This window comes from Scandinavium sp., assembly GCF_051650185.1.
GTDB lineage: Bacteria > Pseudomonadota > Gammaproteobacteria > Enterobacterales > Enterobacteriaceae > Scandinavium.
Genome location: NZ_JBOFIN010000146.1, coordinates 42,551 through 66,739 on the forward strand (window position 1 = coordinate 42,551; position 24,189 = coordinate 66,739).

Below are 24,189 nucleotides of genomic sequence, written 5' to 3' on the forward strand. Positions count from 1 at the left end.
GATGATCTACATTGCTGCCGCAGGCATGATTAACGCGCTGGGCCGAACCCCGGATGAGATCGCCGCCAGTTTAACCGCAGGCGTCGCACCCGGAATGCGCTCGCACGACGGCTGGCTTCAGGGTGAGGTGAGCGCCGTATTAGGCGGCGTGGACGGCGAGTTGCCAGACATTCCAGAGGAATTTGCCAGCCATCGTTCCCGCAATAACCAGCTGCTGCTGGTTGCCCTCGAGCAGATCCAGCCGCAGGTCGATGCCGCCATCGCCCGCTTTGGTCGCGACCGCGTGGCGGTGATTTTAGGCACCAGCACCTCAGGGCTTGATGAAGGCGACACACACGTCAGGCTGAAGCTGAACGGCAAAGAGAGCACTGCGTGGCGCTATCCCCAGCAGGAACTGGGCGATCCGTCGCGCTTCCTGCGCAACTGGCTGAAGCTTGAAGGCCCGGCGTACACGCTCTCCACCGCCTGCTCTTCCAGCGCGCGCGCCATCATCAGCGGCCGCCGTTTGATTGAAGCGGATCTCGTGGACGTGGCGATTGTCGGCGGGGCCGATACGCTGAGCCGCATGCCGGTGAACGGCTTCAATAGCTTAGAATCGCTATCGACCACGCTCTGCCAGCCCTTTGGCCGTGACCGCTGCGGCATCACCATTGGTGAAGGTGCGGCGCTGATGCTGCTGACTCGCGAACCGCAGCCTGTCGCGCTGCTCGGCGTGGGCGAATCCAGCGATGCGCACCACATTTCTGCGCCGCATCCTGAAGGCGAAGGCGCTATCCGCGCGATCCAGCAGGCGTTAAATGACGCCGGATTGCAGCCGCAGGAGATTGGCTATATCAACCTGCACGGCACCGCCACGCCGCTGAACGATCAGGTGGAATCGAAGGTGGTTCACGCCCTGTTTGGCGAAAGCGTGCCTTGCAGTTCGACCAAGCATCTGACGGGCCACACTCTGGGCGCGGCGGGGATCACCGAAGCAGCGCTGTGTATGCTGATTTTAGAGCGCGACCTGCCGCTGCCCGCGCAGGATTTTAGCGCCTCGCCAGCCGACTTATCGCTGCCAGCCTGCGGGATTATCACTTCGCCACAGCCGCTGACGCGCCCGACTATTTTGTCCAATTCTTTCGCCTTTGGCGGCAACAACGCCAGCATTCTGTTGGGGAGAACGGTATGAGCCACTATTTAGCACCGGGTCATTACCTGCCCCACGACGCGCCGATGCTGCTGCTTGAAAGCGTTGAGAGCGTGACCGACGAACAGGCCATTTGCCGGGTGACGGTCAACCGGAGCGGCGTGTTAGCGCCGTTTATCGATGCCAATGGCAACCTGCCCGGCTGGTATGCCCTGGAGCTGATGGCACAAACCGTTGGCGTCTGGTCTGGCTGGCATCGTATGCAGCGCGGCGAAGCGCAAATCTCTCTCGGCATGGTTCTCGGTGCACGCGAACTGAAATGCACCACGGGCGAATTTGAGGCCGACAGTCTGCTGGACATCACCGTCACCTTGCTGATGCAGGATGAGCGCTTCGGCAGCTTTGACTGCGTTATCAATGTCTGCGGCGAGAAGCTTGCCTCCGGGCGAGTGAACACTTTCCAGCCATCACAAGAAGAATTAACCACGCTTTTTCAACAGGGAGCGTCATCATGAGTCGTTCAGTCCTGGTTACCGGGGCCAGTAAAGGCATTGGGCGCGCGATTGCGCTCAAACTGGCCGCTGACGGATTTACCGTCGGCGTGCATTTTCACAGCGATGCGCAAGGCGCACAGGACACCTTGTCCGCCATTGAAAGCGCGGGCGGCGCGGGACGTCTGTTGCAGTTTGATGTTGGCAACCGCGAGCAATGCCGCGAGGTGCTTGAAACGGATATAGAACAGCACGGCGCGTGGTACGGCGTGGTCAGCAACGCTGGCATCACCCGCGATGGCGCCTTCCCGGCGCTGAGCGAAGACGACTGGGACAGCGTCATCCACACCAACCTCGACAGCTTCTACAACGTCATCCATCCTTGCGTGATGCCGATGATTTCAGCACGTCAGGGCGGTCGCATCATCACCCTTTCCTCCGTTTCCGGCGTCATGGGCAACCGTGGCCAGGTGAACTACAGCGCGGCAAAAGCGGGGATCATCGGCGCGACCAAAGCGCTGGCGATTGAGCTGGCAAAGCGCAAAATCACCGTCAACTGCATCGCGCCCGGGCTTATCGACACCGGCATGATTGCGATGGAAGAAGCCGCGCTGAAAGAAGCGATGAGCATTATCCCGATGAAACGCATGGGTCAGGCCGAAGAAGTGGCCGGGCTTGCCAGCTATTTGATGTCGGATATCGCGGGCTATGTCACCCGTCAGGTGATTTCCATTAACGGAGGCATGCTATGACCCGTCGCGTTGTGATCACCGGGATGGGCGGCGTGACCGCTTTCGGCGAAGACTGGGAATCGGTCTCTGCGCGCCTGCGGAATTATCAAAATGCGGTGCGGAAAATGCCTGAGTGGCAGGTTTACGACGGCCTGCACACGCTGCTCGGCGCACCGATTGACGACTTCACTTTGCCAGCCCACTACACCCGCAAACGCATTCGTGCGATGGGCCGCGTGTCTCTGCTGTCGACGCGTGCCAGCGAGCTGGCGCTGGAACAAGCTGGGTTAATCGATAACCCTGTGCTGACCAACGGCGAAACTGGTATAGCCTATGGTTCCTCCACGGGCAGTACCGGCCCGGTGAGCGAGTTCGCCACCATGCTGACTGAGAAGCACACCAATAACATCACCGGCACCACTTACGTGCAGATGATGCCGCATACGACGGCAGTGAACACCGGGCTGTTCTTCGGCCTGCGCGGGCGCGTGATCCCGTCCTCCAGCGCCTGCACGTCTGGCAGCCAGGCCATTGGCTATGCGTACGAAGCCATTCGTAACGGCTATCAGACCGTGATGGTTGCGGGCGGCGCGGAAGAACTCTGCCCGTCAGAAGCGGCGGTATTTGATACCCTGTTCGCCACCAGCCAGCGCAACGATGCGCCAGCGGCCACGCCATCACCGTTCGATGTAAATCGCGACGGACTGGTGATCGGCGAAGGTGCCGGCACGCTGGTGCTGGAAGAGCTGGAACACGCCAAAGCGCGCGGGGCAAAAATCTACGGTGAAATCGTCGGCTTTGCCACCAACTGCGATGCGGCGCATATCACCCAACCCCAGCGCGAAACCATGCAGATTTGTATGGAGCAATCGCTGCGTCAGGCGGGCCTTGCGCCGTCCGACATCGGCTATATTTCAGCACACGGCACGGCAACCGATCGTGGCGATATTGCGGAAAGCCAGGCGACGGCGGCGGTGTTTGGCAACCAGACGCCTATCTCTTCGCTGAAAAGTTATTTCGGCCATACGCTCGGCGCGTGCGGGGCGCTGGAAGCCTGGATGAGCCTGCAAATGATGCGCGAAGGGTGGTTTGCGCCGACCCTTAACCTGCAACAGCCTGACGAACAATGTGGCGATCTGGACTACATTATGGGAGAGTCGCGGGCTATCGACTGCGAATTCTTGCAGAGCAATAACTTCGCCTTCGGCGGAATTAACACCTCGATTGTCATTAAGCGTTGGGAGTAACGATGTATCGGCTGTTCCTCGGGAAAATATCGACCCTTAGTCTGACGGCGCTTCCGCCTGAGCTTGCGAAGCTTGCCCCGGAAGGAAAACGGCGCAATGCGTGGCTGGCTGGCCGCGCGTTGCTGTGCCATGCCGTCTCGCCTTTGCCGACGATTCACTATGGCGATCAGGGAAAACCGGGGTTCGACGAGGATCACGCGCTGTGGTTCAACCTGAGCCACAGCGGCGACAACATCGCGCTGCTGTTGAGTGATGAAGGCCCGGTGGGGTGTGACATCGAAGCGATTCGCCCGCGCCCACACTGGCAACAGCTCGCCAATGCGACCTTTACCATCAATGAACACGCGGAGCTGGAGAAAGAAGCCGAAGCGCACCGTCTGGAAAGGTTCTGGTGCATCTGGACACGCAAAGAAGCGATGGTGAAACAGCGCGGCGGCAGCGCATGGCAGATAGTGAGCTTTGACAGCACCACGCCGCTGAATCTGCATCTGAGTGATTTACAACATGAAGGATTGAGCCTGGCGGCGTGTACGCCAACGCCGTTTCATGTGACAGAACAGGTGATTGAGCGGGTGGGTTGAGATCATTGTTGAACGTCTTGTGCGCGCCCTCTCCCCGACCCTCTCCCCAGGGAGAGGGAGAAAACCAAAGGCCGCACATTTCGGTTCCCTCTCCCTGAGGGAGAGGGTTAGGGAGAGGGGGAAATCTTACCGCCGCACAGGCGCAAAAATCGTCATCACCCCAGCCATCACCAGCAAGACCCCCACCAGCGCTTGTACTGAAAACGCTTCGTGTTGAAAGAACACTGCTGCGGCCCAGACGGCGATGTAGCTGAGGCTCAGCAGGGCGTAGGCTTTCGACAACGGCAGGCGTTTCAGGGCGAAGAACCAGCACATCATCGATGCCAGATAGCCAAACAACCCCAGCACTAACAGACCGCTTCCCGGCTGAAGGGTGATCAGATGCGAGAGCAGATCGCCGATATCCCCGACTGGCGGTAGCAGCAGCATCGCTGCTCTCAGTAGCAACTGCGCGCCGCTGACCAGAATGACGCTGAATAATGCCCAGACTAAACCCATCAGAGGCTACTCCCCAACACCAGAATCCCGCCGATTATCAGGCTCACGCCCAACCAGTGGCGCACTGAAACAGGCTCTTTCCAGATGAATTTTGCCGCCAGCGTCACCCAGACAAAATTCAGGCTGAGCATCGGGTAAGCAATGCCGACCGGCAAGCGCTGCAATACCACTAGCCACAGCGCCATACCCATTCCTAGCGTCACTAACGCCAGCCCGAGCCACAGGGCGATATGCTGCCCGCGCCGCCCGGCTTTCGCCGGACGGGTCGCTTGTTTCTGGCAGAGCTGCCCGGCGCAGCTCAACAGGCTTGCCAGCAGCAGAGAGAGGGTCGTTATCATTGTGGCAGATACTGCACGAACACCATTCGGCTCATCTTGTAGACGTTGTCCGGTTTCGGCAGATTCAGATCCTCAAGCTGTTGTCCTTTGTTGAGCTGAAGCACCAGCGAGACTGGCCCTTCTTTGCGATGCTCTGCCAGCCAGCCGTCGAACTGATCGCTGTCGACAAAGCGGTCTTTCGCATCCGGATAGGCCAGCCCATATTTCAGCTCACCCTGCTGGCGGAACATCGTGATATCGCTGCGTTTAAGCTCCCACGCAAGTCCTGCGGCCACGCCGACGCTGTTGGTCAGAACGTAACGGCTTGGTGTCAGCTGTTCACTCACAATATCAGTAATGAACTGTGGCTGCTTACTGTCGATAACTTTGTCAGGAATAGCAAAGCCAATCAGCAACGCGATACCCAGCGGGCAACAGGCCGCCAGCGCCCAGCCCTTCACGCCATCCCGAATCGACAACCAGCCGACCAGCGCCCAGACGCCAAATCCGATCGCTGCCAGCAGGCATTTGTAGAGCTCAATGTTGCTCCACACCGGTTTATGCAGCATGCCCCACGGCGACACCACCAACACCGCAATCAGGCCGATTAAGCCAAAGCCGATGTTAATCATGCCGTTGTAGCGCAGCGCCTTCGCCCCTTTGTCTACCGCTTCCAGCGCATAACGTGCCATCAGGATGGCCAGCGGTGCAAAGCAAGGGAGGATATAGGTTGGCAGCTTGCCCTTCGCGATGCTGAAGAACAGGAACGGCATCACAATCCAGCCTAGCAGGTAGAACGCGCCGCGCTGCGGTTCGCGCTCCTGCCAGCCCTTTTTCAGCGCCCCCGGCAGCAGCGCCAGCCATGGCAGGCTGCCCGCAACCAGGAACGGAATGTAGTACCAGAACGGGGCTTTATGCTGCGCATCGCTCTTCGCGAAGCGCTGGATATGTTCGACCCAGAAGAAGTAATTCCAGAAATCAGACTCGCGATGCGCTATCGCCAGGCCCCACGGCAGCACCGTCAGGACGCAAACGACGATCGCCACCCAGCCCCAGAGCAGCACTTCTTTCCAGCGTTTCTGCACAATCACCCATGGCAACACGCCAATGACCGGCACCGCCAGCGCGAGGAAGCCTTTGGTCATGACGCCCATTCCGCACGCAATCCCCAGCAGCACGTAGCCGCCCAGTTTTCCGGCCGTGGTCTGTGCCTGCGTTGCGCCCCAGAAGCTGCACATCGCCAGCATCAGCCACAGGGATATCATCGGGTCGAGCACGGCATACGTGCCAATCCCGTAGACCAGGAACGCGGTCAGGAAGATGACGGCAGAGAGAATGGCGGTACGCTTATCCTGCCAGAGTTTCCACGCCAGCCAGGCCACCAGCAACGCGGTGCTGGCCGTTGAGAACACCACGCCAAAGCGCACGGCAAAATTGCCATGACCAAACAGCCACTGCCCGATACTGTTGATCCAGTACCCGGCAATCGGTTTTTCAAAGTAACGCAGGCCCAAAAAATGCGGCACAATCCAGTCGCCGGAAGCCAGCATTTCGCGGCTGATTTCCGCGTAACGGGTTTCGTCCGGCTGCCATAACAAGCGGAAATTCAACGGCAGTAAATAGTAGAGCGCGTACAAAAACAGCAGTGATGCGCTTAAACGTAAGGATTTCATCAGGCTTATCCCAAAAGTTGTTCTTGTCCTAACCAGCCTTCACGACCCGCCAGTTCGCCACGTACCACATTCCCTTTTGGCAACGTACTGAAGTCGTCCGGCAGCAGTTCGCTCAGTGGGCAAAACTCGATGCCCTCGTCCTCCGCTTGTTGCAGGAGCCGCTCAAACTGTGCCGCGCCGATAATCCCTTCCACTTCAGCGTGAATGGTATACACCGGCACACCACAATCTTTATGGATGCGGTCAATCAGCCAGTCGTTAAACCCTTCCGCGCTAACCTCCACGCCCACGGCTTCATCCCAGGTCGGCAAAGTGACCGGGATCTGTACGGTACCCGTTTTCCCCTCCTCAAGAACAGGAAGGAAAGGGCGAGTGCCGCGACAGTCGCTGTTGTAGAGGAAATCAAACCCTTCTTTGGCTTTCACGACCCGACCGTCAGCACGCCAGCCAGCAACCGCTGAGCAGGTCACGGGCGTTTGGGTGATGGCTTCGAGTGCCTGCAACCCTCGGGCGATTTCCGCTTCCAGCTCAGCCTGACCCCACACCCCGCTCCACATCTGCCAGCGATGGTGATCCCAGGCGTGAAGACCCACTTCATGAGCCTGCGCCGTGGCGCGGATGATATCGGCATTTGGCGTGCCGATATTTTTCCCCGGCCAGGCGGTGCCCGCGAGCAGGATGTCCCAGCCATACAGCGATGCTGCGCGCGAGCGCAGCATTTTCCACAAGAACTTCGGCTTTAGCAGGCGCCACAAGTGGCGCCCCATGTTGTCAGGCCCGACGCTGAAAAAGAAGCTGGCCTGAATGCCGTGCCGCTGGAAAATATCCAGCAGGCGCGGCACCCCATCGCGCGTCCCGCGAAAGGTATCTACATCAACGCGTAAGCCAACCTTCTGCCTCATTTTGGGGTTTCCGTTAACTCGACGGTGCGCAGGAAGAAGTCCAGGGTTTGTTCAACGGTCTGCTGCATTTCCACCGTCGGCTGCCAGTCGAGGCAACGTTTGGCATTGCGAATGCCTGGCTTACGGTGCTCAACGTCCTGATAACCTTTCCCGTAGTAGTCGCTGCTTTCCACTTCACGGAAACCGGCGAATGGCGGGAACTGGTTACGCAGCGGGTGACGTTCAAAGCAGTCGAGCAGCATTTCAGCCAGGTCTTTGATGCTCGCTTCGTTGTCCGGGTTACCGATGTTGACGATCTGCCCGTCGCAGCGCCCTTCTTTGTTCTCGATGATGCGGAACAGCGCTTCGATACCGTCGCTGATGTCGGTGAAGCAACGCTTCTGCTTGCCGCCTTCAATCAGTTTGATCGGTGAGCCTTCCACCAGGTTCAGGATCAGCTGAGTGATAGCACGAGAGCTGCCGATACGCGCAGAATTAAGGCTGTCCAGGCGCGGCCCCATCCAGTTAAACGGACGGAACAGGGTAAATTTCAGACCGGCTTTGTCGCCGTACGCCCAAATCACGCGGTCCAGAAGCTGTTTGGACACCGAGTAAATCCAACGCTGCTTGTTGATTGGCCCGACGACCAGGTTGGAGTTGTCTTCGTCGAAGTTCTTATCCGTACACATGCCGTACACTTCTGAAGTGGACGGGAAGATGATGCGCTTGTTGTACTTCACGCAGTCACGGATGATTTTCAGGTTCTCTTCGAAGTCGAGCTCGAACACGCGCAGCGGGTTACGGGTGTATTCAATTGGCGTGGCGATAGCCACCAGCGGCAGAACCACGTCACATTTCTTGATGTGGTATTCAATCCATTCGGAGTGAATGCTGATATCGCCTTCAACGAAGTGGAAACGTGGGTTGTCGAGGAAACGGCTGATCGCATCAGACCCGATATCCAGGCCATAAATCTCGTAGTTGTCGTCTTTCAGCAGGCGTTCAGTCAGGTGGTTACCGATAAAGCCGTTTACGCCGAGGATCAGCACACGGGTGCGACGTTTTACCGCCACAAACGGTGAACTCGTCAACAGCGCGCCCGCCACAAGACCCAGCGCCTGAGCAAGCTGAGCGCCCTGCATGTAAACGCCTTTGTCGCTCTGACCGGTCAGGATTTCCAGCGCGCCCTGACCACAGGCGACGATCAGCGGAGAAGCAGAGATAACGGTGCCCGGTTTAGCGGCAGCCACATCGTGACGCACGCGAGATTTCCAGACGATAAATTTGTTTGTGCCGACGAAGCCATACGCGCCCGGCCATGGGTCAGAGACCGCACGCACCAGGTTGTGCAGCGCTTCAGCAGGCTGTTCCCAGATAAGACGACCGTCTTCTGGCGTACGACGACCCACCACGGTTGCCTGGCTTTCGTCCTGCGCTTTTTCAACGGTTTTGCCGTTCAGGATCAGCGGCAGAGCATCACGCAGCAGGGTCTGAGCGGCAGAACACAGTTTGCGGTGCAGCGTCAGCGCAACGTCGTTTGCCTCAATCGCGACCCCTTCCTGCGCCACGATGTCACCGGCATCCGCGCGGTTGATCATACGGTGCAGCGTCACGCCGGTTTCTTTCTCACCGTTCACCAGTACCCAGTTCAGCGGTGCGCGACCCCGGTATTTTGGCAGCAGGGAACCGTGCAGGTTAAAGGCGCCAATAGGCGCGGTGTTGAGAATTTCTTCGCCCAGCAGGTTGCGGTAGTAGAAGGAGAAAATCACATCCGGGCTCATCTCGCGAATGCGATCCACCCACAGCGGGTGATTCACATCTTCTGGCGCGTAAACGCTGATCCCCTGCTCTGCCGCGAGGCGAGCAACGGAGCCGAAGAAGTGGTTTTCACCGGCGTTATCCGGGTGGGTAAAAATGGCCGCGATGTCATATCCGGCGTCCAGCAGGGCCTGAATACCTGTGCAACCCATGTCGTGATAGGCGAATACAACAGCTTTCATGAACGATCTTCCTCTTCAGTCGCCAGGCTTTCCTGACGAACAACACGTTGAATAAAATAGCGGGGACGAGCACGGACATCGTTGTAGATGCGGCCGATATATTCCCCAAGTAAACCCATACCGACGAACTGCGCGCCGATGAACATAAACAGCACGGCGAACAGCAGGAACAAACCATCGCCTGCCCACTCAGCACCGAAGGCCAGACGCAGCACGACCAGCAGCAGGGCGAAGGCGAAACCCGCCACCGCGATAATGCTGCCGACCACGCTCAACAGACGCAGCGGCGTGGTGGTCAGACAGGTCACCAGGTCGTACATCAGGTTGATAAGACGCATAAAGCTGTATTTGGAATCGCCAAACTCACGCTCGGCGTGCATCACCGGGATCTCTACCGCGCGACGCGCAAAGGTGTTGGCAAGGATCGGAATAAAGGTGCTGCGCTCGTGGCAGTTGAGCATCGCGTCAACAATGTGGCGGCGATAAGCGCGCAACATGCAGCCGTAGTCGCCCATGGCTTTGCCGGTGGTGCGCTGAATCAGGCGGTTAATCGTCTTCGAAGCTGTTTTACGGAAGATGCTGTCCTGACGGTTCTGGCGCACGGTGCCGACCACGTCATAGCCTTCATCTGCCTTTTCAACCAGGCGCGGAATTTCTTCCGGCGGGTTTTGCAGGTCGGCATCAAGCGTAATGATGAGATCGCCTGTGACGTGACTGAAACCGGCCATGATCGCTGAGTGCTGGCCGTAGTTACGGTTCAACAGCACGGCAACCACATGGCTGCCTGGCACTTCAGCGGCCAGGCACAGCATGCGTGCGGAGTCGTCGCTGCTGCCGTCGTCGACTAACAGAATTTCATAGTCGCGGTTCAGCGTGGCACAGGCCGCATCAGTCCGGCGAATCAGCTCTGGCAGGCTTTCCTGTTCGTTGTAAACAGGGATCACCACCGAGACTTTTTTCACTTTCGGGGTTTCAAACATATCAATGTCCTGCGAGCTTACGGAGCGCAGAAATGACGCGGGTTGTGTCGTCATGAGTCATATCCGGGAAAAGAGGCAATGAACAGATACGCGCGCTATTCCACTCTGTATTGGGCAGAGAGAGGGTCGGGTAGCGTTCGCGATAGTATTTTTGCGTGTGTGCCGCGCGGAAATGCAGGCCAGTGCCAATACCCTGCGCTTTGAGCTGCTCCATCAGGCCGTCACGGCTGATGCCACAGCGTGCTTCGTCCACACGAATGATAAACAGATGCCAGGCGTGCTGATGAGGCCAGGCGGGGATGGTCAGCGGCTGGAATGGCGTGTCGGCCAGTTCCTGCAAATAACGCTGAGCAATGGCCTCACGTTTACGGTTCGCTTCCGGCAGCTTGCCTAACTGAACCAGCGCCAGCGCCGCGTTGATATCCGCCAGGTTGTATTTGAAGCCTGGGGAAATCACTTCCGCCTGTGGCGCACGGCCGTGAGTCTGACGGTCGTAGGCATCGACACCCAGCCCGTGGAATTTCAGGCTGCGAATGCGATTCGCCAGCTGGTCATTGTCAGTAACGATCAAACCACCTTCCGCGCAGGTCATATTTTTGATCGCGTGGAAAGAGAAAATGGCGGTGCCTTTGCCCCCAACGTGGTGGCCTTTGTAGTAAGTGCCTGCCGCATGGGCCGCATCTTCAATCACCGGAATGCCATGCTGTTCGGCAACGGCGCGAATGCCGTCAATATCGCACGGCGCACCAGCGTAATGAACCGGAATAATCGCTTTGGTTTTCGGGGTGATAGCAGCAGCAACCGCTTCTGGCGTCACCATCAACGTGTCGTGATCGACATCGATCATCACCGGCGTCGCGCCAGGCAGTTCGATCATGTTGAGGGTGGAAACCCAGGTTTGCGAGGGGGTAATGACTTCATCGCCCGGGCCGATACCGAGCGCCATCAGGGTGACGTGCATCCCGCCGGTCGCGGAGCTTACCGCTATCGCATGGCGATTTCCGGTCAGGGTGCAAAACGCCTCTTCAAGCTGCTGATTTTTTGGCCCGGTGGTGATCCATCCAGACTGCAGCACCTCTTTGAGCGCGGCAAACTCCTCGTCGCCCATAGAGGGACGTGAGAAGGGTAAAAATTCACTCATTAATTGTCCTCACCCAGACATTGGGAATTACACCACCATGGTGCGCTTGCGAAGTTAAACGAAATAAAAATAAAAGAGGTCAAATGGCACGGTTTTATAAACGCCAGTTCAATGCCATCAAAAATAGCCAACGTTTATTAGGATAATATTAAGAAAGACAATGACGGGGGGAGATATCAAGATAATATCTAATTTTTCATGTAGTTATGTAACATGCCCTTTTGTCAGCAAAACACATCTTTATCGAAGATTAATAATACTGTCATCCTAAGGTTTTGTTAATAATGTCAATGAAAGCTAAACGGGAAATATATTCTGCATGCTATTCAATGAACTTCGTCACATTTCACATTTCATTTTCCGTCGCCTCTGGTCGCTTTAGCACTGATACATCGTGAAAACCGAAATACGCTCTCCTCCGACCCGGTTTCATCGAAGGCACAAAAGGAACTTCCGTCTCCCGCGGCGTGAACTATCATTCAACTAATCAATAATATAACGAGAAAAAACTATGGCGGACGATGGCCTGGATATGAAAGTCCTGAAAGCAATCCACGTGCTTAGCACCTGTGGAAGCGTGACCAGGGCAGCCGAAATTTTGCATGTCACCCCGGGCGCGGTGAGCTATCTTATCAACAAAGCCCGTAAGACAACGGGCTCAGCTCTGTTTTTTCGTACCCGCACCGGCATGGAGCCCAACACGCTGGCCAAAGAGCTTAGCCAGCGTTATCAGAACATCAACCATGAGCTGAACGCACCAGACAGCGACAATGCCTATGCCAGCCGAAACATCGTGGTGAGTACCTATTCACTTGCCGAATTAATCCTGTCACACGCGGCACTCAACAGCGCCTCAACGCTGCCGATGCTTCACTTTCAGCCGCAGCATGAAAGTGAAAACGAGCGTCTGATTAAGTTACGCAATAAAGAAGTCGATATTGATATTGGCACTCGCCTGCCGGTAGACCGCTCCATTGTGCAGATTAAATTCATTGTCGGCGACACAGGAGTGCTGTTAAGCAAAGAGCATCCGACTATCAAAGAAAGCATAACGCTTGAGCAGTGGCAAAACAGCCGCCATGCCATCTGGGCTCGCGGAATGCACTTCTTCAGCGATGACATCACAAAAACCAATCAGTTTAATGCGATCTTCCGGGATCAGGGTCTCTCGCTGGTTTCCAGTAGCTCCCTGAGCGTTGCGACGCTTTGCGCCCTTAGCGATCTGGTGATTTTGATGCCCAAAATTGTTGGCAATAAGCTGGAAAAAATACTTCCGGTAAAATGGCTTTCTGCGCCGGATGAATTAACCATGCATTACGAATGTTTTCTTCATTATCATCATAGTCACGTTGATAATAAGAACCTGAGCGAGTTGATTACTTTTTTTCAGCAAGTATTCAATTAATCAAAATAACAATATATGTAACAGCATCTTTTATCCACCTCTCCCAAAACACCTGTTTTGGGATGAGAAACAACAAATTGCAGTTTTATAAAATTTCATTTTGAACAATGTTCTGTTTGTCAGGGGTTTACATGCCCGGCGAATAACATTACTGTTTTTGCGGATACTCACCCTCCGTCAGAAATTTAAAAATAAACATTATAACTCTGGCTCAGGGAAATTTACTTACCGCCCAGGATCTGAAATAAATTATGAATATCAGTTTTGTTAGTGATAATTTTTACCTGTGCGCAGGAATCGAATCGCAGGTGTTTGAGTCACATCAAATTGCCTGCAAATCTGACATCGACAGCTATCTCAGTGACTATAATCCCGCTAATTATCTGGTGGTCGGCATTGAGAATCTGTTTCTGCGTGATTACTTTATCAATAAAGTGAATCAGCTCAGCATAAAGTACATGGTGCTGATGCAGGATATCATCAAAGATCACTGCTTTAAGATTGGTGATGTCGTGTTCTCATCGATGGAGTGCACGCCGCATTACATCCAGAAAATTGCCCGCTATTTCCCGAAACCACGGCAAAACGTGTTGACTCAGCGTGAACTGGACATCCTTGACGTCTTCCACCTGCAAAATGTCAAAATCGCCCGTGAGCTGGATATCTCACAGAAAACAGCCAGCGGACATCGCGTTAATATTCAACACAAACTTCGCATGAAGTCGAAGAACACGCTGGCGATGTTGCGCATTAAAACCGCCATCTCACGCAGCAATGGTTCTCAGCTACATGGCTTGATCAGCCAACACGCCTGATAGCTTCTGAGCCTGCCGACAGGGAGAGATATTCTCCCTGCCATTCCCCCATTCTTTCCGTACCGTCTCTTTTCAAAATACTCATTTTCATCAACAGAATTCGCCTTAGTGCGCTATTCCCCCAATATTCAAAAAAAGCACCAGCGCTATTTAAACAATTTAAATACTCAAAAAAACCTTAATAATACACACAGTTAGATATCCCTTTCGCCTTAATGCCTTAGTTTTCCAAAGGTCAAAAAGGATCCGTGATTGTGTTTACATGCCCTTTACGAGTAGATTCCTTTCTTCCAGAAATATCTTACGTCTAACGAGAATACTACCCGACCAGAAACCTCCGAATACCCTGAGATGCGTGTCAGTTTTACCAAGAGCTCGATCCGCTGGGAATAAAACACATGCATACTGAAATTGATCTCAAATTATTAAAAGTCATTAATACGCTGGTCGTCAGTGGTAGCGTCACCAAAACCGCGCAGTTGCTGAACCTGAGCCCAGGCACCATCAGCTATGCACTTAAAAAGGCGCGGAGTATTACTGGCGCGCACCTTTTTATCCGCACCAAATCAGGGATGAAACCCGATACCACCGCCAGGGAATTAAGTCAGCGCTATCAAAAATTCACCGGCGTTAATAGCGAAACGGCAGAGACGGACGAAACAGAAAGCGGCAATCGCTTAACGTTTATGACCTATTCACCGGTCGAGATGATGATCGCTTGTGCTGTCAAAGAAAGAGGCCCCAGAGAGAAAACCACCCACTTCTCCTTTCTTCCTTATGATTCCAACGTAAATCACAGACTGGAAAAGCTTAAAAATGGGCAGGTGGATATTGATATTGGCGCCAAGCTACCGGCCGACCCGCTCATCAATAAAATTAAGCTCTTCTCTTGCCCGGTGTCGGTTCTGGTGAATCGCAACACCTCGTTAGACACAGAGCTAACGCTCGATGAGTGGCAAAGCCGAAAACACGCAGTATGGTCCGTGCTGGCAGATTACTATACGGAAGACATCGCCACCTCTCAGGAGGTCATGAAGCATATCGGCGAGCGTAAAGTCGCGATGATTTCCGCGAGCATTATCAATATGGTGACATTCTGTGCTTCCAGTGACTGCATCATGATGATCCCGGATTATTTTACCCGCACGCTGACCTCTGTCTTTTCAGTTAAACGTCTGGCAATGCCTCGTGAACTGGCTATCCGCTACGACTGCTATATCCACTTCAATAGACAACTGACTGAAAACGAAGAGCTGATGACCGTCATTAGCGATATTGTCACGCAGTTAACATCCGGGATCTTACGCAATGAATGACATTAGCATTCGCCAGTTAAAAATTATTAACACTCTGATTAAGTGCCAAAGCGCCGTGAAAGCGGCTCAGGAATTAAAGATATCCCCCTCGGCGATCAGTTACTCACTCAATCAGCTAAAAAAGCAAATGGGGCAGGAGTTGTTTGTGCGAACGCGCAGCGGGCTCAAGCCAAATGAACATGCGCTGGCGTTACAGAAAAAATTTGAAGAGATTTCACAGCTAAGCTCGATCAAAAATGAATTTGTTATTGCGACCTATTCATTGATTGAGATGCTGTTGGCAGAACATATCCATTTAGGCAGCGATGCGTTGATGCACTTTACGACCATGGCGACCTGCCCGGAAGAGCGCCTGCGTAAACTGAAACACCGTGAAGTGGATATTGATATTGGCGGGAAGTTACCGGATGACCGCGCTATCGTCTCCAGGCGGTTTGTGCGTTCCGAAACCTGCATTCTGACGGCCGCGGATCACCCGCGCATTCAGCAAAATTTCACGCTTGAAGACTGGCTCGAAAACGAACATCTCAGCTGGCAACGTGGAGTGGGAAGCCTCAGGGGAATGGTGGATAAAGTGGATGTCCACCTGATGACGGGGCGTAAAATTGCCTGGACCAGCCCGAACCTGCTGGCGCTGGCCTGGCACTGTTCTGCCTCAGAATACGTGATGATAATGCCAAAGATGTTCATTCCGTTTTTGCAAGCCCGTTTCCCCCTTAAGGCACATACGCCGCCTCCGGCGTTAGAGATGACCTTTGAATGTTATTTACACTATCACCGGGCTATGGAAGAGAATATAAACGCGCTGAATCTGGACAAAATTTCAACGGCACTGAATGCACTTTGATAATTTGGGCGGACAATTTGTCTGCCCGGGTTTAAACAGAGGCGGAACATCAGGATGCAATCCAGATTTAAATAAAAATCGTCGCGACACATTCCGGTTGAAGTGATATGCAGAAAGGACTTTTTCAAATCACATATTTGCATATTTAACATTGCCCCTTGTACATAAAATAAGTAGCATCAATGCCTGTTATTCACCCTAAATTTCTTATACGTCATCCTATATTACTGCTATGTTTTTTCGTCTCCTTCTCCTGACCGGCCTTTTATTGGGCTTTCATTGCGCAGCCCAGGCCGACAGCCTGCTGGTGCCTCATCACGCCAAAGAAGTCGCCCTCAAACCGACGAAAAAAGCCAGTAATCTCAAACGCCGTAAGCGCCTGATGAATGAGTATAAAAACTGGAAAGGAACCCGTTATCGCCTGGGAGGCAACTCGCATAATGCGATCGACTGTTCTGCCCTGACCAAACGGCTTTATCGGGAAGCTTTTGCGATTGATCTGCCGCGTACAACGACCGCACAGCTCAAAAAAGGGAAAAAAGCGAAGCAGCTGTCACCGCACATTGGCGATCTGATTTTCTTTAAAACCGGGAGAGCACAAAAACATGTGGGGATTTACATCGGGGATAACCGCTTTATTCACGCCTCACGCCGCAAAGGCGTTACCATTTCAGCGCTAAGCAACCCTTACTGGAACAACCATCTGCTGGCTGTTCGTCGGGTGCTGCCTGACACGGTGGTCAGATAAACTCTTCGACAAGCTGGGAAATACCGTAGCCAAATAACCAGCTGCTGCCAATTACCATCCCTTTCGCAGGCATGCTCATGCGCGCGATCGCGTGCCTGGCTTTCAGATAGACAGCAAAAGAAATCAGGGCCTTAGCGGCAAAGGTAATCAGAAGAATAGCAAAAAGGCTCATGCGTGCTCTTGGGTCGACCGGATCAGGACTGCGAATGCTACCTCAGCCATGCCCATGGTGAAAGGAGGGAATTGTTTCTGAGTTTTAAACAATCTGGATTCATTTAAATCCGTTTAAAATAACAATTCCCTGTCATATGGCCTAAACCTCCACCAAAGCCTGAGCACAAGCCCAGGCGGACGCCCAGGCCCACTGGAAGTTGTAGCCCCCAAGCCAGCCGGTGACATCCATCACTTCGCCAATGAAATACAGGCCAGGCGCTTTTCGGGCTTCCATGGTGCGGGAAGAGAGTTCGTTGGTGTCCACGCCGCCGAGCGTGACTTCTGCCGTACGATAACCTTCGGTACCGTTGGGCTGCACTCGCCAGTTTGTCAGCGTTTCAACCAGCTGCTGCTGATCTTTGCTGTTGAGCTGTTTCAGCTGCACATCCGGAATTTGCCCTAAAAGCTGCAGGCACTCCACCAGGCGCTTCGGCAGCTGCATCGCCAGCGTGTTTTTCAGGCTCTGGTTTGGATGCGCTGTTCGCTGCTCATTAAGGAACTCGTCCAGACTGCATTCTGGCAGCAGGTTGATGCTGACAAATTCACCCGGCAGCCAATAGCTGGAGATTTGCAGAACCGCCGGGCCGGACAGGCCGCGATGCGTAAACAGCAGATTCTCGCGGAACACCGTGCCGTCGTCGGCAGCGATCACCGAAGGCACAGAAACACCGGACAGCACCTGCAACTGCTCCAGCAGAGGTTTATGCAGCGTGAACGGCACCAGACCCGCGCGGGTTGGCAGAACCTTCAGGCCAAACTGTTCGGCAATCTTATAGCCAAACGGCGAGGCACCTAAACCCGGCATCGACAAACCGCCGCTGGCGATAACCAGCTTCTTCGCCGCCACGGCGTCACCGTTCAGCTGTAAAACGTAACCTTCGTCATCGCGCTCAACGCTGAGAATTTCCGTCCTCAGGCGCGTTGTGACGTTGCCCTTGTCACATTCGGCCACCAGCATATCGACGATTTGCTCAGCAGAATCGTCGCAGAAAAGCTGCCCGAGGGTTTTCTCATGCCAGGCAATGCCATACTTACCCACCAGATCGATGAAATCCCATTGGGTGTAACGCGCCAGCGCCGATTTGCAGAAATGCGGGTTCTGGCTCAGGTAAGCGGCTGGCTCGACATACATATTGGTGAAGTTACAGCGCCCGCCACCGGACATTAAAATCTTGCGGCCAGGCTTTTTACCGTTATCCAGCAGCAGCACACGCGCACCGGCCTGCCCTGCCTGGGCCGCACAAAACATTCCCGCCGCGCCAGCGCCGACAACAATGGCATCAAACCTTTCCACAGACGTTTCCTCTTCTTTGAATGTCGGGAAGTGTAAATTTTACCGGCGGGTACGACCAGTAAGATTTTTTTCATCACCAGTCATACCGTTGAAACATATAGGATAATTCCTGACGGCATTTTTACCGAAGTGAACAAATATCAATAAAAGTCTATATTTCTCTTTGCCCACGCTGCGTTTGTCCTGGATAATGCGCCGCGTTCATGTCCTCAAAATGGCGTAACGTCCTATGCTACATTTGTTTGCCGGCCTGGATCTCCATACCGGGCTTTTATTATTGCTTGCTCTGGGGTTTGTGTTGTTCTACGAAGCGATTAACGGCTTCCATGACACTGCAAACGCAGTTGCAACCGTCATCTATACCCGCGCGATGCGTTCTCAGCTCGCGGTGGTGATGGCGGCCCTCTTCAACTTCTTTGGCGTGCTGCTGGGCGGTCTGAGCGTAGCCTATGCGATTGTGCATATGCTGCCAACGGATCTTCTGCTGAATATGGGCTCTGCTCATGGTCTCGCCATGGTCTTCTCGATGCTGTTAGCCGCGATTATCTGGAACCTCGGAACCTGGTACTTCGGCCTGCCTGCATCCAGTTCGCATACGCTTATCGGGGCGATCATCGGGATTGGGTTAACCAATGCGCTGATGACCGGCACCTCGGTGGTTGACGCGCTGAATATCCCGAAAGTCATGGGGATTTTCGGCTCGCTGATCATCTCTCCGATTGTCGGTCTGGTTGTCGCAGGGGGGTTAATCTTCATCCTGCGTCGTTACTGGAGCGGCACCAAAAAACGCGCTCGCATTCACCTCACTCCAGCGGAACGTGAAAAGAAAGACGGCAAGAAAAAGCCGCCATTCTGGACCCGTATTGCGCTGATCCTCTCCGCTATCGGCGTGGCGTTCTCTCATGGCGCAAACGACGGGCAGAAAGGCATTGGCCTGGTGATGCTGGTTCTGATTGGTGTGGCACCGGCTGGTTTCGTGGTGAATATGAATGCCTCCGGTTACGACATTACCCGTACCCGCGATGCCGTGAACAACGTCGAAATCTACTTCCAGCAGCATCCTGACCTGCTGAAAAAAGTGACCGGCGTTGATCAGTTAATTCCTTCACCGGAAGCGACCACGACCACGCCTGGCGAATTCCATTGCCACCCGGCCAATACCCTTAACGCACTGAATCGCGTGAAGGGCATGCTGGCGAACAATGTCGAAAGCTACGACAAGCTGAGCGTCGATCAGCGCAGCCAGCTGCGCCGTATCATGCTGTGTATCTCTGATACCACGGATAAAGTGGCGAAGCTGCCAGACGTAAGCGCTGACGATCAGCGTCTGCTGAAGAAACTCAAAACCGACATGCTCAACACCATCGAGTATGCGCCAATCTGGATTATCATGGCCGTCGCACTGGCGCTGGGCATTGGTACGATGATCGGCTGGCGTCGCGTGGCGACCACCATCGGCGAGAAAATCGGTAAGAAAGGCATGACCTACGCTCAGGGCATGTCCGCGCAGATGACCGCAGCGGTTTCAATCGGTCTGGCAAGCTACACCGGGATGCCGGTCTCCACCACTCACGTTCTGTCATCCTCGGTTGCCGGTACGATGCTCGTTGACGGTGGCGGGTTGCAGCGCAGAACCGTGACCAACATTCTGATGGCGTGGGTGTTAACCCTGCCAGCAGCGATTATCCTTTCCGGCGTGCTGTACTGGCTCAGCCTGAAGCTAATCTAAGATTGCACAAACGCCAAAAACGGGTCAGGAAACTGACCCGTTTTTTTATGCCGCAATCGCCTTAAATCAGTGCCAGATAATCAGCGCAACCATGCTGACAATCACCAGTCCGCACAGCGCACTGGTCAACACAAACTGACGACGAACACGCTCACAGCGCCGGATAAACTCATCATCATGATGATCGCGGTATCGCTGCGCGTAGATGTACCACACCAGACGCACCTGCTTGCCAGGCTGACCATGGGAGGTAAAAAAGCCTCCGCCATCCACATACTGATAGAGCAAGGGATCGCAACCACGCAGCACCACCAGCAGCGCGCGCAATGATGAGAAGTAGCGCGCCATATTCACAACACAAACGATACACAAAGCCCAAAACAGTGCGACAGTGCTTACCATACCTCCTCCCCGGCGACCCGCCCACGGAGAACCCCTCCGGGACTACCGCAACCCGAAACTCGACAGACAGTCAGTGAAAGAGTGAGAAACCGATCACAGAACGCCAACCCATCGGCTCTTTAAATAGTGTAGGAGATCAGCGGATTTTTTTGCCACATCCTTAACCGTTATCAATTGCTCAAGCCGAATAATTTGTTTGACTGATTGGTGATCAAGGCCGATTGACGTAGCCTGAGGGGAGTTTTAAGGTTGAGTTGTCTACACTTTAAGGCATAACCACTTAGTCATCACTTAAGGAAGGAGTAACACTATGGCTTACAAACACATTCTTATCGCCGTTGACCTGTCACCAGAGAGTAAAGTTCTGGTCGACAAGGCTGTTTCCATGGCCCGCCCTTACAACGCGAAAGTTTCCCTGATTCATGTCGATGTGAACTACTCCGATCTCTACACCGGCCTGATTGATGTCAACCTCGGTGATATGCAGAAACGCATTTCGGAAGAGACTCACCACGCGCTGTCTGAGCTGTCCACCAACGCCGGCTACCCGATTACCGAAACCCTGAGCGGCAGCGGCGATCTGGGTCAGGTGCTGGTAGATGCCATTAAGAAATACGATATGGACCTGGTGGTTTGCGGTCACCATCAGGACTTCTGGAGCAAGCTGATGTCTTCTGCTCGTCAGCTGATTAACACCGTGCACGTGGACATGCTGATTGTCCCACTGCGAGATGACGAAGACGAAGATTAAGCCGTTGCTGTAACCCTCACCCCGGCCCTCTCCCTAAAAGGGAGAGGGAGCAAACCATTCCCTCGCCCCTTTGGGGAGAGGGTTAGGGTGAGGGGACTACCCAGGACTCCCCGCATAAATATCAAACCGATGGCCCTTGGTGGTCACCGCATTGGTCGTCGCGACATCCGCCAGCGGCGGCGCATAATCCGGGCGCTTCACGACAACACGCTTCGTTGCCAGCTGCTGCGCTGGTGCCAGCAAACCATCGGCGTCTACATCCGGCCCCACCAGCGACTGAAACACCCGCATCTCTTTTTTCACCAGCGCACTCTTTTGCTTATGCGGGAACATCGGGTCGAGATAAACCACCTGCGGGCGCGGCGTGATATCCGTCAGCGCCGTCAGGCTTGAGGCGTGGATCAGCTGCAAACGCTCCTGCAACCAGCCGCCTATTTCCGGATCTGCGTAGCCACGCGCCAGCCCATCATCCAGCAATGCTGCGACGACAGGATTACGTTCCAGCATTCGCACGTGACAACCCACGGAAGCCAGCACAAACGCATCGCGCCCAAGCCCGGCGGTTGCATCGACGACATCCGGCAAATAGCTGCCTTTAATGCCGACCGCTTTCGCCACCGCTTCACCGCGACCTCCACCAAACTTACGGCGATGCGCCATCGCGCCGCCCACGAAATCCACGAAGATCCCGCCAAGCTTTGGCTCATCGCGTTTGCGTAATTCAAGATGCTCCGGCGTTAACACCAGCGCCATCAGGTTTTCAGCATCGTGCTCCAGCCCCCAGCGGGCGGCAAGAACAGATAAGGCGCCATCGCTGGCGCCTGATTCATCCACTAAACAGATTTTCACGAAACGCTTAGCCCTTAATGCCGTAGTGATCAAGCATCGCATCCAGCTGCGGCTCGCGGCCACGGAAGCGTTTGAACAGCGTCATCGGCTCTTCAGAACCGCCACGGCTCAGAATATTGTCGAGGAACGACTGCCCGGTTTCGCGGTTGAAAATACCTTCTTCTTCGAAGCGAGAGAAGGCATCGGCTGCCAGTACATCGGCCCACAGATAGCTGTAGTAACCCGCCGCATAGCCACCGGCAAAGATATGGCTGAAGGCGTGCGGGAAGCGGCCCCATGACGGACCCGGCACCACGGCAACCTGTTTCTTGATTTCGGCCAGTGTGTCGAGAATTTTCGCCCCTTGCTGCGGGTTGAACTCAGCATGCAGACGGAAGTCGAACAGACCGAACTCCAGCTGGCGCAGAACAAACATCGCCGCCTGGTAGTTCTTCGCCGCCAGCATTTTATCCAGCAGCTCTTTCGGCAGCGGTTCGCCGGACTCAAAGTGACCGGAGATAAACGCCAGCGCGTCCGGCTCCCAGCACCAGTTTTCCATAAACTGGCTCGGCAGTTCGACCGCATCCCACGGCACACCGCTGATACCGGAAACACCGGCGGTTTCGATACGCGTCAGCATGTGATGCAGACCATGGCCGAACTCATGGAACAGGGTGATGACTTCATCGTGAGTAAACAGCGCAGGTTTGCCATTCACCGGGCGGTTGAAGTTACAGGTGAGGTAGGCGACCGGTTTTTGCAGTTCGCCACTGGCTTTACGCATCTGGCCTACGCAGTCGTCCATCCACGCCCCGCCGCGCTTGTGCTCACGCGCATACAGGTCGAGATAGAAGCTGCCGCGCAGCTCGTTTTTCTCGTCATACAGCTCGAAGAAACGCACTTCCGGGTTCCAGACGTCGATATCGATGCGCTCTTTGGCGGTGATACCGTAAATGCGTTTCACCACTTCAAACAGGCCGTTAACGGCTTTGTTTTCCGGGAAGTAAGGACGAAGCTGTTCGTCGCTGATGCTGTACAGATGCTGTTTCTGTTTTTCGCTGTAGTAAGCGATATCCCAGGGCTGAAGCTCATCCACGCCAAACTCGGCTTTCGCGTAAGCACGCAGCTGTGCCAGCTCTTTTTCGCCCTGAGGACGCGCGCGTTTTGCCAGGTCAGTCAGGAAATCGAGCACCTGCTGTGGGTTTTCCGCCATTTTGGTGGCGAGCGATTTAAACGCGTAGCTTTCAAAGCCCAGCAGTTGCGCCAGCTCGTGACGCAGCGCGAGGATCTCTTCCATCACCGGGCTGTTGTCCCATTTGCCCGCATTCGGCCCCTGGTCGGAAGCTCGCGTGGTGTAAGCGCGATACATCTCTTCACGCAGCGCCTGGTTGTCGCAATAGGTCATCACTGGCAGGTAGCTTGGGATATCCAGCGTCAGCAGATAGCCTTCCTGCTCTTTCGCTTCAGCCTGCGCTTTGGCGGCGGCCAGGGCGCTTTCCGGCATCCCGGCAAGCTCAGCTTCGTCAGTGACAAGCTTGTTCCAGCCCATGGTGGCATCAAGCACGTTGTTGCTGTACTGGTTGCCCAGCTCAGAAAGACGCGCGGCGATTTCGCCATAACGCTTCTGCTGCTCTTTTGGCAAACCAATACCGGATAATTCAAAATCACGCAGCGCGTTATCTACCGCTTTTTTCTGCGCGGTGTTCAGGCCCGCGTAATTGTCGCCCTCGCGCAAATCGCGATAGGCCTGATACAGGCCTTCGTGCTGACCGACCCAGGTGCTGTATTCAGACAGCAGCGGCAGCGTTTGCTCATAGGCTTCACGCAGTTCCGGGCTGTTCTTCACGGAATTCAGGTGGCTCACCGGGGAGAAGATACGGCCCAGCACATCATCCACTTCAGCAAGCTGCTGGCAGAGATTTTCCCAGCTGTAAGGCGCGCCCTGCGCCACAACGCTTTCTACCGCCGCACGGCAATCATCCAGCGCTTTGGTGACGGCTGGCACGACGTGCTCTGGCTGGATTTTTGAGAAAGGCGGTAATTCGAAAGGCGTCAGTAATGGATTGGTCATAAGCGCGGTCCTTTGAAAAAGTGAATGTCACAGCGCACGTCCGGCGCTTTACCGATAAGAGTGAGAATGGGGTTAAGTGTAGAGGATTTCAATAGCGGAAC

24 protein-coding genes are annotated in these 24,189 nt (G+C 54.6%); 12 read left to right on the forward strand and 12 right to left on the reverse strand.

The genetic code is table 11. From position 1 onward, the window contains the following. The first annotated feature begins 1 nt into the window (after position 1). Genes ACRCWW_RS20280 through acpT form a run of 5 tightly spaced genes read left to right on the forward strand, consistent with a single transcriptional unit; the run spans position 2 to position 4,179 of the window. A complete protein-coding gene (locus ACRCWW_RS20280) occupies positions 2 to 1,171 on the forward strand; it encodes a beta-ketoacyl-[acyl-carrier-protein] synthase family protein (protein ID WP_438684002.1) in 1,170 nt (389 codons plus the stop codon). Then, complete coding sequence (locus ACRCWW_RS20285; protein ID WP_438684003.1) at positions 1,168 to 1,644, forward strand: ApeP family dehydratase; 477 nt, start codon at positions 1,168 to 1,170, stop codon at positions 1,642 to 1,644. Before ACRCWW_RS20280 ends, ACRCWW_RS20285 begins: the two co-directional genes overlap by 4 nt. Then, positions 1,641 to 2,372, forward strand: coding sequence for a 3-ketoacyl-ACP reductase FabG2 (locus tag ACRCWW_RS20290; RefSeq protein ID WP_438684004.1), 732 nt, complete (start codon positions 1,641 to 1,643; stop codon positions 2,370 to 2,372). Before ACRCWW_RS20285 ends, ACRCWW_RS20290 begins: the two co-directional genes overlap by 4 nt. After that, positions 2,369 to 3,598, forward strand: a complete 1,230-nt coding sequence (locus ACRCWW_RS20295; RefSeq protein WP_438684005.1) for a beta-ketoacyl-ACP synthase — start codon at positions 2,369 to 2,371, stop codon at positions 3,596 to 3,598. The genes ACRCWW_RS20290 and ACRCWW_RS20295 overlap by 4 nt, the downstream gene beginning before the upstream one ends. Positions 3,599 to 3,600: 2 nt before the next feature. After that, positions 3,601 to 4,179, forward strand: a complete 579-nt coding sequence (acpT, locus tag ACRCWW_RS20300) for a 4'-phosphopantetheinyl transferase AcpT (protein ID WP_438684006.1) — start codon at positions 3,601 to 3,603, stop codon at positions 4,177 to 4,179. Between the two features lie 126 nt (positions 4,180 to 4,305). Here acpT and arnF read toward each other — a convergent pair whose 3' ends face one another. From arnF to arnB, 7 genes are read right to left on the reverse strand one after another with little or no spacing between them, the layout of a single operon-like run. Next, positions 4,306 to 4,677 (reverse strand): 4-amino-4-deoxy-L-arabinose-phosphoundecaprenol flippase subunit ArnF, encoded by a 372-nt coding sequence (gene arnF, locus ACRCWW_RS20305; RefSeq protein ID WP_438684007.1) that lies wholly within the window; start codon positions 4,675 to 4,677, stop codon positions 4,306 to 4,308. Then, positions 4,677 to 5,015: a 4-amino-4-deoxy-L-arabinose-phosphoundecaprenol flippase subunit ArnE gene (gene arnE / locus ACRCWW_RS20310; protein WP_438684008.1), complete on the reverse strand. Its 339-nt coding sequence runs from the start codon at positions 5,013 to 5,015 to the stop codon at positions 4,677 to 4,679. The genes arnF and arnE overlap by 1 nt, the downstream gene beginning before the upstream one ends. Next, the gene (gene arnT / locus ACRCWW_RS20315) at positions 5,012 to 6,667 is read right to left on the reverse strand and encodes a lipid IV(A) 4-amino-4-deoxy-L-arabinosyltransferase (RefSeq protein ID WP_438684009.1); all 1,656 of its coding nucleotides are present in this window, start codon (positions 6,665 to 6,667) and stop codon (positions 5,012 to 5,014) included. The genes arnE and arnT overlap by 4 nt, the downstream gene beginning before the upstream one ends. A gap of 5 nt (positions 6,668 to 6,672) precedes the next feature. Then, complete coding sequence (arnD, locus tag ACRCWW_RS20320; RefSeq protein WP_438684010.1) at positions 6,673 to 7,569, reverse strand: 4-deoxy-4-formamido-L-arabinose-phosphoundecaprenol deformylase; 897 nt, start codon at positions 7,567 to 7,569, stop codon at positions 6,673 to 6,675. Continuing rightward, positions 7,566 to 9,548 carry a bifunctional UDP-4-amino-4-deoxy-L-arabinose formyltransferase/UDP-glucuronic acid oxidase ArnA gene (gene arnA, locus ACRCWW_RS20325; RefSeq protein ID WP_438684011.1) on the reverse strand — a complete coding sequence of 661 codons (1,983 nt, stop codon included), beginning with the start codon at positions 9,546 to 9,548 and terminating at the stop codon, positions 7,566 to 7,568. Before arnA ends, arnD begins: the two co-directional genes overlap by 4 nt. Continuing rightward, positions 9,545 to 10,528, reverse strand: a complete 984-nt coding sequence (gene arnC / locus ACRCWW_RS20330) for an undecaprenyl-phosphate 4-deoxy-4-formamido-L-arabinose transferase (RefSeq protein ID WP_438684012.1) — start codon at positions 10,526 to 10,528, stop codon at positions 9,545 to 9,547. Before arnC ends, arnA begins: the two co-directional genes overlap by 4 nt. 1 nt (position 10,529) lies before the next feature. Then, on the reverse strand, positions 10,530 to 11,669 hold the full coding sequence (gene arnB / locus ACRCWW_RS20335) for a UDP-4-amino-4-deoxy-L-arabinose aminotransferase (protein WP_438684013.1): 1,140 nt from the start codon (positions 11,667 to 11,669) through the stop codon (positions 10,530 to 10,532). 511 nt (positions 11,670 to 12,180) lie between these two features. Here arnB and ACRCWW_RS20340 point away from each other — a divergent pair. The 5 genes from ACRCWW_RS20340 (at position 12,181) to ACRCWW_RS20360 (ending at position 16,800) form a co-directional block, all read left to right on the forward strand. Next, a complete protein-coding gene (locus tag ACRCWW_RS20340; RefSeq protein ID WP_438684014.1) occupies positions 12,181 to 13,074 on the forward strand; it encodes a LysR family transcriptional regulator in 894 nt (297 codons plus the stop codon). Between the two features lie 308 nt (positions 13,075 to 13,382). Continuing rightward, complete coding sequence (locus tag ACRCWW_RS20345; protein WP_438684015.1) at positions 13,383 to 13,889, forward strand: LuxR C-terminal-related transcriptional regulator; 507 nt, start codon at positions 13,383 to 13,385, stop codon at positions 13,887 to 13,889. A 398-nt stretch (positions 13,890 to 14,287) separates the two neighbouring features. Beyond that, positions 14,288 to 15,205, forward strand: coding sequence for a LysR family transcriptional regulator (locus ACRCWW_RS20350; RefSeq protein ID WP_438684016.1), 918 nt, complete (start codon positions 14,288 to 14,290; stop codon positions 15,203 to 15,205). Next, positions 15,198 to 16,052, forward strand: coding sequence for a LysR family transcriptional regulator (locus ACRCWW_RS20355; RefSeq protein ID WP_438684017.1), 855 nt, complete (start codon positions 15,198 to 15,200; stop codon positions 16,050 to 16,052). Before ACRCWW_RS20350 ends, ACRCWW_RS20355 begins: the two co-directional genes overlap by 8 nt. Before the next feature lie 232 nt (positions 16,053 to 16,284). Then, positions 16,285 to 16,800, forward strand: a complete 516-nt coding sequence (locus ACRCWW_RS20360) for an NlpC/P60 family protein (RefSeq protein WP_438684018.1) — start codon at positions 16,285 to 16,287, stop codon at positions 16,798 to 16,800. Here ACRCWW_RS20360 and ACRCWW_RS20365 read toward each other — a convergent pair. Then, positions 16,793 to 16,972, reverse strand: a complete 180-nt coding sequence (locus ACRCWW_RS20365) for a hypothetical protein (RefSeq protein ID WP_438684019.1) — start codon at positions 16,970 to 16,972, stop codon at positions 16,793 to 16,795. The genes ACRCWW_RS20360 and ACRCWW_RS20365 overlap by 8 nt on opposite strands. 141 nt (positions 16,973 to 17,113) lie before the next feature. Next, positions 17,114 to 18,307 carry an NAD(P)/FAD-dependent oxidoreductase gene (locus ACRCWW_RS20370; protein ID WP_438684020.1) on the reverse strand — a complete coding sequence of 398 codons (1,194 nt, stop codon included), beginning with the start codon at positions 18,305 to 18,307 and terminating at the stop codon, positions 17,114 to 17,116. A gap of 229 nt (positions 18,308 to 18,536) precedes the next feature. On the opposite strand from ACRCWW_RS20370, the gene pitA reads away from it, so the two are divergent. Beyond that, positions 18,537 to 20,036, forward strand: coding sequence for an inorganic phosphate transporter PitA (gene pitA, locus ACRCWW_RS20375; RefSeq protein ID WP_438684021.1), 1,500 nt, complete (start codon positions 18,537 to 18,539; stop codon positions 20,034 to 20,036). Positions 20,037 to 20,102: 66 nt separating this feature from the next. On the opposite strand, the gene uspB is transcribed toward pitA, so the two are convergent. Continuing rightward, positions 20,103 to 20,438, reverse strand: coding sequence for a universal stress protein UspB (gene uspB / locus ACRCWW_RS20380; RefSeq protein WP_438684022.1), 336 nt, complete (start codon positions 20,436 to 20,438; stop codon positions 20,103 to 20,105). A 310-nt stretch (positions 20,439 to 20,748) separates the two neighbouring features. Here uspB and uspA point away from each other — a divergent pair, with 310 nt between their 5' ends. Next, complete coding sequence (uspA, locus tag ACRCWW_RS20385) at positions 20,749 to 21,189, forward strand: universal stress protein UspA (RefSeq protein WP_438684023.1); 441 nt, start codon at positions 20,749 to 20,751, stop codon at positions 21,187 to 21,189. A gap of 96 nt (positions 21,190 to 21,285) precedes the next feature. On the opposite strand, the gene rsmJ is transcribed toward uspA, so the two are convergent. Both rsmJ and prlC read right to left on the reverse strand, forming a co-directional pair. Further along, entirely contained in the window at positions 21,286 to 22,038 is a 753-nt protein-coding gene (gene rsmJ, locus ACRCWW_RS20390) for a 16S rRNA (guanine(1516)-N(2))-methyltransferase RsmJ (protein ID WP_438684024.1), read from the reverse strand. A 7-nt stretch (positions 22,039 to 22,045) separates the two neighbouring features. Beyond that, a complete protein-coding gene (gene prlC, locus ACRCWW_RS20395; protein ID WP_438684025.1) occupies positions 22,046 to 24,088 on the reverse strand; it encodes an oligopeptidase A in 2,043 nt (680 codons plus the stop codon). Positions 24,089 to 24,189: the final 101 nt, after the last annotated feature.